5 protein-coding genes and 1 pseudogene are annotated in these 12,129 nt (G+C 64.3%); 4 read left to right on the forward strand and 2 right to left on the reverse strand.

The features are described from left to right. Nucleotides 1-4: 4 nt before the first annotated feature. Together pglX and LEL84_RS13670 are read right to left on the reverse strand one after the other, a co-directional pair. A complete protein-coding gene (pglX, locus tag LEL84_RS13665; RefSeq protein ID WP_226511911.1) occupies nt 5-3,601 on the reverse strand; it encodes a BREX-2 system adenine-specific DNA-methyltransferase PglX in 3,597 nt (1,198 codons plus the stop codon). Between the two features lie 40 nt (nt 3,602-3,641). Beyond that, nucleotides 3,642-7,829 carry a protein kinase domain-containing protein gene (locus tag LEL84_RS13670; RefSeq protein WP_226511912.1) on the reverse strand — a complete coding sequence of 1,396 codons (4,188 nt, stop codon included), beginning with the start codon at nt 7,827-7,829 and terminating at the stop codon, nt 3,642-3,644. A 184-nt stretch (nt 7,830-8,013) separates the two neighbouring features. On the opposite strand from LEL84_RS13670, the gene LEL84_RS13675 reads away from it, so the two are divergent. The 4 genes and pseudogenes from LEL84_RS13675 (at nt 8,014) to LEL84_RS13685 (ending at nt 11,997) form a co-directional block, all read left to right on the forward strand. Next, complete coding sequence (locus LEL84_RS13675) at nt 8,014-8,610, forward strand: hypothetical protein (RefSeq protein ID WP_226511913.1); 597 nt, start codon at nt 8,014-8,016, stop codon at nt 8,608-8,610. A gap of 880 nt (nt 8,611-9,490) precedes the next feature. Continuing rightward, nucleotides 9,491-9,781, forward strand: a pseudogene (locus tag LEL84_RS24925) (LEM-3-like GIY-YIG domain-containing protein); the annotation flags it as partial. 441 nt (nt 9,782-10,222) lie between these two features. Beyond that, nucleotides 10,223-11,362, forward strand: coding sequence for an ADP-ribosylglycohydrolase family protein (locus tag LEL84_RS13680; RefSeq protein WP_226514319.1), 1,140 nt, complete (start codon nt 10,223-10,225; stop codon nt 11,360-11,362). A gap of 317 nt (nt 11,363-11,679) precedes the next feature. Next, a complete protein-coding gene (locus LEL84_RS13685; protein WP_226511914.1) occupies nt 11,680-11,997 on the forward strand; it encodes a hypothetical protein in 318 nt (105 codons plus the stop codon). The last annotated feature ends 132 nt before the right edge of the window (nt 11,998-12,129 follow it).

The following is a 12,129-nucleotide window of genomic DNA, read 5'->3' on the forward strand; positions in this document are numbered from 1 at the left end:
CGCTCTATCCCTTCTTCTTTCGTCCGCGTACCGGGGCCGGTGGCCGCCATTGCCCCAATTCGCTGACCGGGACCCCGATCGCCAGCGCCTTCTCCTGCAACTGGCCGTGAAGATACTCGTGCATATCCACTCCGAGGTTCGGGTCGAGGCCGCTGTGCCACTGCTTGACCCACGGCAACACCTCGGCGATCCCGGCCACCACCGGCACCAGTTTCTCGCGGTCGACACCTTCGGATTCGCGCATCGCGTAGATGGTCGCCAAGGCGAGGCCCTGCTGTGCGTGATCCCAGCCGGCCCAGCCGAGAAGTGCTGTCGGGTCGGTTTCGCGTCCTGCGTCGGAATACAGAATGAACCGCTCCTTGGGTACGTCGAGCTTGCCGCGATGCGACCAATAGGAGGTCTTGCGGAAGTCGGCGGTGGTGTACTTCGGCGGCACGGGAATATCTGTGGCGGCGATCAGCCCGGCATCCTCGTCGCGCTGCATGTCCCACACCCGTTCCCACTCGGCACGTTTGCGCAATCCGGAATCCTTGTACCGGTAAGCAGCCAGGTACGGCACCGTCTGATCAGCGAGCAGCTTCTCCAGGGTCGCGGTGACCGGCGCGTCCTTGTGTCCGGCCCACATGTCCAGGGCGTCGATGAACTCGGGATCACGCCCGAGGATGCCGGCGATCTCACCGACCGACTTCGGCTGCGGCAAACCCTGCGGGTTTGTCCACAGTGACGGGTCCTCGATCTTGTCGAGCAGCCAATCGCGCAGTGCACGCACCAGTTTGGTGTCCCACGCCTCCCCCGCCCAGCGACGCTTGTACTCCGGTCGCTCCAACAAGCGGATATACGGATTGGTCTCGATCGCATCCAGCCGGCGCTGCACCAGATCGCGGTAACCCTGCGGCCAGTGCGACGGGATCTCGGTGATCGGTGTGGAGCCGTGTCGGTTGAACCATTCGGTCTCCTCCTCGCCCGCCGCCACCCGGCGAGCCAGCGCGATCTCGAAGGCACGCTCACCGAATGCAAGGCCTGGGCCCGCACTCCCTCCCGGCAGATTCAGGTTCTCGTCGATCAGCCCGTAGAGCTGGTACACCTCCCAATCGAGGTTCTCCTGATCGCGGATCATGTTGGCGCGCAGGGTTTCGCTGGTGGAGCGGGCTTCCCTTAACGCGGATTGCGACGGACCGTGTGCTTCTAGGGCAGCGGCGGGTTCCACACTTGACGCTTCTCTCGCGAGACCGTCGAGAGCGAATGCGGAATCCAGCGGAAGAAGTTTCGGGAGCGGGAATTCCTGGAGGGTGGTCCCCGTGAACTCAAACCGGTCCGACCACCCCTCAGCACTAACGCGTGCACCGTCTTTTCCTACCGGGTCTCCCCCTTTCGGATAACTGTTCTGCTTCAACCAGAAACACGCGGTCGAGCTGTTCAGCACACCCAGCAATCGCAGATGGTCGTCCTCGGTTGCCCCTTCCGGCAACTTGATCACCGGCGCCGACCTATTGAACACCTTGCCGCCGCGGTCGAGGACGAAGTGGTTGTGGGTGGCGACGAAGGCGAAGGGTATTGAAAGCTTCATGCGGTAGCGCCTCGGGAAGAACATCGAGTGGTCTATCCAGCGAAGACCGCGCTCGGTCAGAGTCTTCTGGAAATCGACGCGACGGCTAAGCGCCGTACGATTCCGCCATAGAACTCGAAGTGCCGATGATTCGAGTTGACGTGCAGCTCCCACAGAATCATAAGGAAAGATGGTGACCAGCGATGGTCTGCTGCAGTAATCGCGAACATCTTCCCCCAACACGATCGGGACAGTATCCGCCCTCAAATGAAATGTGTCGGCAGCGTGATCCTCCAGGTAAAACGCGTCGTCGAGCCCAGTGTGTGTCGTGCGGCCGACTGCGTCGATCCGGTCCCCTAGTGGGCTCACACCAGCAGCGTCGATCGCAGCGAGTGTCTCCACTGCACCACCGCCAGCAAGGCTCCACGGGTGGGATTCCAAACTGTTTCGCGGAAGATCGACGACGGAGATCCACTGGTCCTCGAAACCGGGCTCGTCAAGGTGTTCAATGATCGAGGACCACACTTTCCCCTTGGCCGGGTTGTCCGGCGCACCCGGTTCGCCTTGGATTCCGAGTACGGCGCGGACGTTGTCGCCGCACTCCCTGTTGCGACCGACGAGAATGACAGTCGGTGTGCCGTGCCCGGGTATGTAGGCACCGGAGGTGTCGGCGACGAGCTTGAGGTCCTTCTTGGCCAGGTATTCCTCAATAATCGGGACGCCGAACTCGCGCTTCATGAACGAATTGGAGGTGATCTGCCCTACCCAGCCAGGGCGATCGCCTCGCTTGGCGAGCGTGAAGAACCGTTCCATGAACGGCACGGTGAGGGCGTAGGTGCCTTTGCAGTAATTGAACCGTTCCCGGTAGCGGGCGTTGAGGGCTTTGTCGCTGACGGTGATGTAGGGCGGGTTACCCACCACCGCGTCGTACTGTCCGAGGGTGAGGAGTTCGGCGAGTTTCGCGCGATCCTCGGTGGTGTAGACGAATCCGCTGGCGACAGCGTCCTTGTCGACGTTCTGGTCGCCGTAATCGAGGGCCTGCGCGCCACCGCGTTCGGGGCCGTGCAGCAGTGAGTCGCCGGTCGCGAGGTTGAGCGTGTACCGCGGCACGTGCACCAGGTCGGTGTCGCCGGACGCTTTCATCGCGGCGACAATCAGCCGGAACTTGGCGATCGCCACCGCGAAGGGGTTGATGTCCACGCCGTGCACTGATGCGAGGGCTTTGTCGACGCGCGCCCGGCGTTCCATGCCGGGTGCGGCCTCTTCCCAGCGCCGGACCAGCCGGCCGAAGGCGCCCAACAGGAAGTGCCCGGACCCACAGGTGGGGTCGATCAGGGCGAACCCTGCCAGCGGTCGCTCGGCCAGTGCGGGTTCCATCGTGCGGTCGAGGATGAACTCCTCCACGAACTCCGGGGTCTGCAGGAGTGCGTACTTCTTCTTGGCGAAGTCGGAGAGGTCTTGGTACAGGTCGCCGAGGAACCGGGTGGTCAGTTCTGGATCATCGAATCGCCAGACCAGGTCGCCGTTCTCGTCGGTGCGTCGCCAGTACGCGAGAAGTTGCTCGACGGCATAGGACGAGGGTGAGATCAGGTCGATCGCGGCATGATCGTCGACCAGGGACGCCGTTCCGGGGTTGCCGCGGAGCGCCGCGAACGACTGTTCCAGCCATTCACGATAGGAGCGGGTGCCCTGCTGCTCGCCGCGTTCGGCGCGGTAGAAGTGGTCCTCGGCGTCAAGGGCTTTCGCGCGCAGCGTGGGGGTGGGCCCCGAGATCCACACCGAGGTGGGACCCAACAGCATGTTGTCCTCACAGAACCGCACGAACACCGAAGTCAACAGCCAGCCGACGGCGGCCTGGACCAGACGATCTTCGACGTAGTCGGTCCACGATGCCGCGGTACGTTCCCGCCGGCGGGCCTCGTGATGTTCGGCCTTCCACGCCGCGGTGCGCTCGGCATCGGCCGCCAGTTCGGCACGCATGTCCTCGACCAGCAGCGCCAACTGCGGCTTGAGATCAGCCGTGAGCTGCGGTCCGGCGATGGTGGCCAGCGACATGGCAGTGGACTCCTTCAGTGGTGCGGGGTGTGATGGCCGGTTATGGCGACTCGTGGCCGGCGGCCACCGTGTCGGGAAGTTCACGACGTGCCGCCACCAGTGCGGTGACATCGGCGTCGGTGAGCGGGACGAACTGCTCCGGACTGTTGAGCGGCAGGGCGACCCCATCGACGAGCGGACCGGCGGGGCCGCCCGTGTTGGGTTGCGGAACAATGGTCCACACCGAGTACGGCGGCGGCGCAGCCAGATCCGTCCACGCGCTCACCACCGACAGCTGCCCGTAGGCCGCCAGAGTGGACAGGTCGGTGAGTACTACCGGCTCGTTCGCGGCGGCCACCGCCTCGACCACCGCGGGGACGACTTGGGCCACAAATCCTTTCAAGCCCTCACGGTCGGCGGCCGCGCCGGCGTCGGCGGCCAGGATCATGTCCCAGTCGAGGCCGACCTCGGCGGCGCGGGCGCGCATCGCCGCCAACAGCACGTCGGTGACATCGATCCGGGTTGTCGAGTACCGTTCGCACAGCGCCTCGGCCACCGCGTCAGACTTCCCCAGCGGCACACCGAGTGCACGAAACCTGCGTTCACCCCTGCCGAGCGAGTGCAGAGCCGCCGACCTCAGCGCATCCGACTGCCGTGTCTCCCGGTTCCGGCCCACCGTGGTGGAGCTGCGGGTGCGGTAGGTCGGGATGGTCGATCCCCGGCGCTCCTCATTGGCGGGGAACCGGTACCGCATGCTGCTGTCGTCCCATGTCATGCCGGGTGCCACCGTCGCCACCACGACATCGAGTGCGGGACGTCGCGGCAACGTGGCACGTACGGCGGGGAACCGGGCGCGTAGACGGGCGTCGAGTTCGGCACGGCCAAACGAATCCGACGTCGACAGCCCTTGCAACACCACGTGCAGCGCCGACTCCACCGGCGTCGTAGCGGAGTGCAGTTCGTTGCGGGCCGTCAATCCGATCTCCGTCGACGACTTGGCCGCGATTCCCAACAGCACGTGCGCAGGAATTTCCAACTCGGCCGGCGACGCGAGACCCAGGATGGACGCGGCGTCAGCGCGGAGCGCCGGCCCGGAGTCCTCCGCGGTGACCAGCGCGGTGCCCTGTTCCTGCGCCTGCGCGACGAGTCGTTCGGCTCGTTGCGCCAGGATGGCGGGCAGCTTGCGGTCGACGGCCGACGTGGCCAGCATCGCCACGGTTCCGGCGCCGTGGCGGCGCACCGTTTCGATCGCGGTGGGATCGGTCTGGCCGGACTGGTCTGACGGCGTGGCGGTTTTCGGCGTGCACGCCAGCACGAACCGCAGCACGCCCAATGCGGATCGCTGCACATCGGACACATCGCCGATCTGCATCTCCCCCACCAACTCTCGGGCCAGCAACTCCGGAGTGGACGCGCCGCCGGAGGACGCCAGCAGCGTCATCGCCCGGGTGTGGAGTTCTTCGATGGTGGCCTTGGCACGCTGCGTCGGGATGGCGCGGACCGGGTCGTCGGTGTGCAGCAGGGACGGGAACTCACCGAAAATCTGCGAAATGCGTCCCGGCGTCACATGTACGCGTAGGGCCAGATCGTTGTAGGTGACAAACGGGTCGTCGGGTGCGTTCTCGTGGGTACCGAGTAGCAATTCGAGCACCTGGCGGCGCATCACTGTGGGGCGGCGGCCGGCGAGAGTTCTCAGCGCCTCGATCAGGTCGGCCAGCGAGGTATACGCGGTGGTGACCGTGTCGCCGGTCTCCGTAGTGATCGTGACGGGCGGATAGGTCGGCGCTCGTTGGGCCTCGTCGCGCCCGGTCGCGGGGCCGGCGTCGGTGGCCTTCGGTGCGGCGAACACCGCCTGCCAGGCATCGCGCATGGCGGTGGCGGTGTCGTGGCGTCGGCGCGCGTCGCGGGCCAGCGCGGTGCGGAAGAAGTCGGCGAGTGCGGTTGCCAGTGTCTGGTTGAGGTCGGTGAAGGCGTCGACGTCGACGGTGACGTCGTCGGTGATGACGGTTGGGTCCGACTGACCGTCGCCGTATACCGGCGGTGTGCCGGTGGCCATCTCGAAGAGCACCACCGCCGCCGAGTACCGTTCGGCGGCCGAGTCGAAGGCGGTTCGTGTGCCCATACCGACAAACGGGTCGCGGTAGGTCGGTGTACCGGCCTCGGTTTCGGTGACCCCGGCGCGCGACAACGAGAAGTCGAACAACGCCAGGCGGCTGGTGGCGCGGCCCCTACCTTTACCGGGCACCTTCGCCATCCCGAGATTGGACGGCTTGATGTCGCGGTGGGCGATGCCGGCGGAATCGAGGGCCACCACGGTGTCAAGGAGTTGTGTCCCCCACCGCTTCAACTGCGATTCGCTGACCGGGGTGTGGCGGACGATGTCGGAGAGTGTCTGCTCACCGCAGTCACTGAGCAGCAATGCTGTGCGCTCACCGATGTGCAGGGGCGGCTCGAGCAGCTCCACCACGCCCGGCACTTTCGGGGTGGCCTGCTTGAGCTTGCCGAGCACGGCGGCTTCTTCGTAGAGCCGTTCGGTCTTGGAGTCGTCGAGACCCACCTTGAGCACCCGGCGTTCACCGTCGGCGTCGCGGTCGTGGACCAGGACACCACGTGCGGTGGACCCGGCACCGAGCACCTTGATCACGGTGAAGCGGCCGTCGGCGAGTACGTCGTCGGGCAAGGGGTTCAGCGGGTCGGGTTCGGGATCGGTATCCAGGTGCCGGACCACTTTGTATTCCTGTAGCGCGGTCCGGAAGTCGGCGGCTCCGAATTGCGGCTGCCCGGCCGCATCGGTTTTGACGCGTTCGGACACCGACGGGCAGGTGGCCTGCAGGACGAGCGTGCGCAGTTTCTCGTCGACGAACCGTCCGCTCGACGCGGCGAGGTCGAGTCCGCCCTGCGCGCGTAACCGGGTGCGCAGATCCGTGCGGTCGCGGGCGGGTGGCTCTCCCGCGAATAGGAAGTAGGCCAGCGCGCCGAGGGAGAAGACATCGACCGCGATTCGGTCGGCGGTGGCCGACCAGCGATCTTCCGGTGCCTGGTAGACGTCGTCGTCGCTGGTGGGGTTGGCGATCTGGGAACCGACCAGGGTTGGCGACGCGGACGTGACCGCGTGGATTCGCCCGGCCCACGACCAGTCGGCGAGCCTCACTTGCACCTCGCCGGCACCGTCGAGTGCCGAGGTGTCGATCAGCACCGTGCTCGGCGACAGCCCGCGGTTGGACACCTGGTTGCGGTGGGCGTAGGCCACTGCGTCGGCGACCTGGGAAAGGATCTGGATCTGCTGGTCGGCGTTGAGGGTACGGGTGAGCAATGCGAGATCGAGCGGTTCGAAGCCGTCGAGTTTCTCGTAGATGAGGACGGCGTTGCCGTCGTCGTCCTGTGCCAGGTCGAGCGGAGGAACGATCGATTCCTGACGGAACGATCGGATCAGCTCGTACTCGCGCTGGATACGTCGGCGAGCGGCGGCGCGGGCCTGCGCCGGTGCGCCCCGACGAGTCGTGACGATGCGCCCGCGACCGTGCGCACCGGTCACCTTGTGGACGACGTCGAAGTCCTGCCAGTCGTCCCCACTGTCGAGGGTGTTGCCGGTCAGAGTCCACGAACCGGCGTCGCGTTCGGCGCGGCGCGCGGCACCGAGCTCACGCAGGGCCAGAGCCAGGATGACGCTCATGTCCTCGCCGTAGGCGTCGCGGCCACCGACCGGCGGCTCCAGCAGTCGCGCGGCGATACCGGGCAGACCGGTCTGCGCGTCCCGGCCATCGATGCCGAACAAGTTCGACTTGGCGAGATCGGACAGCGTCACGTGGAAACGGTCGCCGTGGAAGAACACCTCTTCCTGGATGAATGGGAACTGCCGCATCACCTTGTCGGCGTCGAGATTGTGCTCGTAGGCGACCTTGCGAACCTCGTCTTTGAGCCGCGACGCCAGCTTCTGGGCTTTGTGCCGGGTGGTGAGCAGCGCCGACCGCTGGGTGCGGCTGCGCCCGTTGCTCCCCGTGAGAATCCAGTTCTTCTCATTACCGCCGAGCTCGCCGTTCCAGCTCTTGAGCTCCACCATGTGCAACCGACGTCGGCCCAGGATCAGGGCGTCGATCTCGTTCCAGCCGCCGTGGTTGTCCATGAACTCGAAGTTCGTCCACGCCCGGTACGGCGACGCATCCGGGACGATCTGGCGCAGCAGTGCCAAACCCTCGGTTTCATGGGCAAACGCCGACTTGGAAACCTCGATCCACCGGTCGTCTGGCACGCCTCACCCACTTGTCGGACTCGTCATCATTTGCGAACTCTGAGGCTATCAACCGGCGCCGACGTGCGGATGGGCGTCGGGGGGTTGCGCCTGGGGTCGGGGCAAGCAACACTTGCCAAGTCCGACGATCGCATGCTGCGACGTAACAGCTACCGGTGTCGGACGGTTGCTATAGGTTGCTCGCATGGCCAAAGCCAATCAGGTCGCACCGGCGACCAAGTTCGATCAGACATTGCGCGCATCTGCGCAGCTACCAGGTGTGCAGATTGACCGCGAAGCTTTTTTACGCAGAGAGTTGAAGCGGTTCTGCTCCGACGACCAAGTCGAACGCGCAGTCGCCACCACGCCGGCTGAGGCCGGGGTTGCGGCCGATGCGATCGACAAGATCGCCAACGGCGTCATCAAGTACGAAACCGGCAAGGTCACGGCTCTTTCGACAGCAGCAGGTATCCCTGGCGGTCTGGCGGCGTTTGGCACGATACCGGCCGACATTGCGCAGTATTTCGGCCACGTTCTTCGCGTCGTCCAGAAGCTCGCCTACCTCTACAGCTGGCCAGAACTCTTCGACGGCGACAGCGACGGACTGGACTCGGCGACGGAGAGCATGCTCACGCTGTTTGTTGGCGTGATGTTCGGCGTCAATGCGGCCCAAGCCGGCGTGGCGCAAGTCTCGGCGTTGATGGCAAAAGAAATGGCCAGGAAGCTCCCGCAGAAGGCGCTGACGAAGGGCGCGTCTACCCTGTCGTCAAGAAGGTGGCGGGGCTGCTTGGCATTCAGATGACCAAGCAGGTCTTCGCGAAAAGCGCAGCCAAAGTGGTTCCTCTGGTAGGTGCCGTTGTCTCGGGAAGCTTGACTTTCGCCACCTTCATGCCAATGTCGAAACGGCTTCAGAAGCACCTCGCCACCCTGCCGCTGACCAAACCTGGCCACGGAGTCTCTCCGCAAGCCTTCACACCGACGAACACCAACTCGAACGCGGAGTAGTAGTCGGCGGACGCGCAATCGGGTGATCGATTTCGATCGATGACGGTGACGTCGCGGCAAAGACACCGGAGGGACTTCAAGTACTCCTGAGCGGTAGTACAACCAATCGACTTGAGCGAACGACACCGCTCTGAACGCCCAGATCTGCTGTGTCTCAATATCGAAACGGAGAGGATCAGAAATGACAGCTCCCGACCGAGAACACGGCTGACTCATGCTCATGTCGACGGGATTTCGCCGTGCCCCAAGGGCGTCTTGTGAGTGCCTGCAGCCACAACTCCGCAGATCCGAATTGAGCGACAAAGGAGAGGCCAGTGACGGGAATCGATGTTGTGCGGTTGCCGGCCGACGCGGCCGAGCAGTTCATACAGACGTCCTCCGGTCAGACGCCGCCAGCTGACCAGAATGGCCAGACACTCCACCGCGTACTGATCTGGCTTACCCGCAACTCCGGCCGACGGTTTCTGACGGCGATCGACGTGGTCCAGGCGCTCAGGGCTGAGATCGATGCCGAGGGGCGTAAATTCGAGGAGCTGAGCGCTCACGTCACTTCCCTGTTGCAGGTAAGCCAGGCGCCGGCCGCCGCAGTGCCGAAGCCCATTCCACCTGAGGTTCGCGTCAAACTCGGGGTGTATGTGTACGCACTGGTGGATCCGCGGACGGGCGACGTCTTCTATGTGGGTAAGGGCAAGGGCGACCGCGTCTACCAGCACGTCCGGGCAGCTATCGCCGGCCACCAGATCGACCGATCCGATCTGCTCGGCCCCAATGACTCGGCAGCAACACAGTCGGCCAAGAACGCTCGGATCGAGAGAATCTTCCAGGACGGGTTTGGGGTGGAGCACTGGATCCTGCGGCACTCCATAGACGCCGGTGCGGCAATTGACGCCCAGGCGTTTGCCATCGAGCAGTCGCTGATCGACTTGGCGACTGTGTGTGGGTCACCCCTCACGAACATCCAGGGCGGTCACGTGTCCACAGAGTACGGACTACACCGCGCCGAAGAACTCGTGACCCTCTACTCGGCAGAGCCGGTACCACCCCTTCCGGACACCTGCGCACTAATCAAGGTCAATGCATCGTCACGACCTGATGCGACGCCGGACAACATTTACGCCTGGTCGCGTGGTGACTGGCGGGTGGGCGGACACCGAAACGTCCCGGACCTTCCCGTCCTCGTCTTCGCCGACGACATCGTTCGCGCTGTTCACCGGGCAGAGCGGTGGGAACAGGCTCGAGACCCCCAGGGCCGTGCCAGGCCAAACCTCTGGCGATATATTGGCGCGCCAGACCCTGAACTCGAGGCCAAGTACGTTGGCAAGAGCCTGCGAGATGTAAAAGCACAACGACCGAGCGGTGCATGGCGCCAACACGGCTGGCACCCATACCCTTTGGCCAGCAGCCCACCCGTGCAGAATGCGTCTGCGGGACCAAGCGATCCGCGCGACCGCTATCTCGGCTGTCTGCTCGGTGGAGCTGTCGGCGACGCGCTCGGCGCACCAGTTGAGTTCATGAGCCGGGCGGATATCGTCGGGAGCTTCGGTCCGGCGGGGATCACGCGGTATTCGGCTCAGGATGAGGGGATCGGGCAGATCACCGACGACACCCAGATGACGCTCTTCACCGCGGAAGGACTCCTACGGTCGTGGGTGCGCGGGAGCCTCAAAGGCACCACCGACATCGACAGCGTCACCGCGCATTCATACCTCCGGTGGCTACAGACGCAAGGGGAGCAACCCCCGCAACCGTTGATGATCGCGGGCGAGCCCGGCTGGCTCGTCGGACATCACGAGCTCCATCGTCGACGTGCTCCGGGGAACACCTCCTTGTCCGCACTGGCCGCCATGGAGATGCTGGGCAAACCTGCCCGGAACAACAGCAAAGGGTGCGGCGGGGTGATGAGAGTCGCTCCAGCCGGATTGTTCACCGCAACATTGGCCGACCGAGACGGCCGGGCGGGCCGGTGCTGGTGGGTACAGGATGTCGACAATGCGCCTGCTGCAGCATTCGAACTCGGCAGCAGATTGGCGGCAATGACCCACGGACATCCAACTGGCCACCTGACAGCTGGAGTGCTCGCCTCGATGGTGACATCACTCGTGAGTGAAACGGGGATGCGCGAGGCCATAGATGTTGCGTGCGGCATGCTGCGGCAACGACCTGACCACGCAGAGACGTTGAGAGCGATCACACTGGCGGTCGAACTGGCAGAGACCGAGCTACCTCACGCAGAAGCTATCGCGCAGATAGGCCAAGGTTGGATTGCTGAAGAAGCACTTGCCATCGGAATCTACGCCGCCCTGGTCGCAGTCGAGTTCGAGGAGGGCGTGGTTCTTGCGGTGAACCACGACGGCGACTCTGACTCGACGGGCGCTATCGCAGGAAACCTACTGGGAGCGCAATTCGGCAAGGATGCCATTCCAGCGCACTTACTCGAACCCTTGGAACTGAAGGAGGTTCTCAGCGAAATAGCAGGTGATCTCGTCGAGTTCGACCAGTGGGACGTGGAGGGCGATCGTGCGATATGGCGTAAGTACCCGGGCTTCTGACCCCCGGCAACTTAGGTTGCCAGGTGTGCATCGCGACTCGAGCGCTTGACTTGGTCGCACGGTGCACCTGCTGAAACTGCACGCCTGCCCTATGGCCTCACAGCAGAATCCGCACCCGTTGCGGCTGGGATCGAAGAGAGTCCAGAGCTAGAAAACAGCCTGAACCGTGCCACTCGACGTCGTACGATTTGGATGCGACAAAGAAGAACGCACGCTATGAGGCCTTCGCCTCCAAGATGGCCGCTCTACGGAAGCGAATGAACGGTCTTCGAGCGACACGGCCATCGCCAGAGATCTACCAGCGTGAGGCCAACGCGATGATCACAGAACTGCAGGCCCTTATTGATGAACTGAAGGAGCCTGCCGATACCAGTATGCGGTACCGGGCGCTGCGCAAGGAAGCACGAGCCATGTTTTTTGCGCTGGACGGTCCTCGTATTAGCGCAGCGGAACGCGAGCGACAGAAAAGAACAGCCCTGGTGGGCGGTGGTCCAAAGTCGCTTCCATACAAGCGCATCGATGCAGGGAATAAACTCGACAGCGCGGGACGCGCTCGAACCGGCAACCGGAAGAACACAGGTACAAGCATCCGCGCGCTCAGCGGCGGGCTACCGACGCAGGGAAAGCGCCACTAAAGACCTTGGTCTCCAGTCGGCCACCGGTTGCTGCACTGGGTGAACCCGGATTACGGCGCTGTAGCGAATGCCACTCTCCGCCTGGGGCCTGTCTGTGAACAGCGTTCGGAGACCTGCAATCTCTTCCGTTGT

Origin of the sequence: Gordonia sp. WA4-43, assembly GCF_020520305.1 — a bacterium.
GTDB lineage: Bacteria > Actinomycetota > Actinomycetes > Mycobacteriales > Mycobacteriaceae > Gordonia > Gordonia hongkongensis.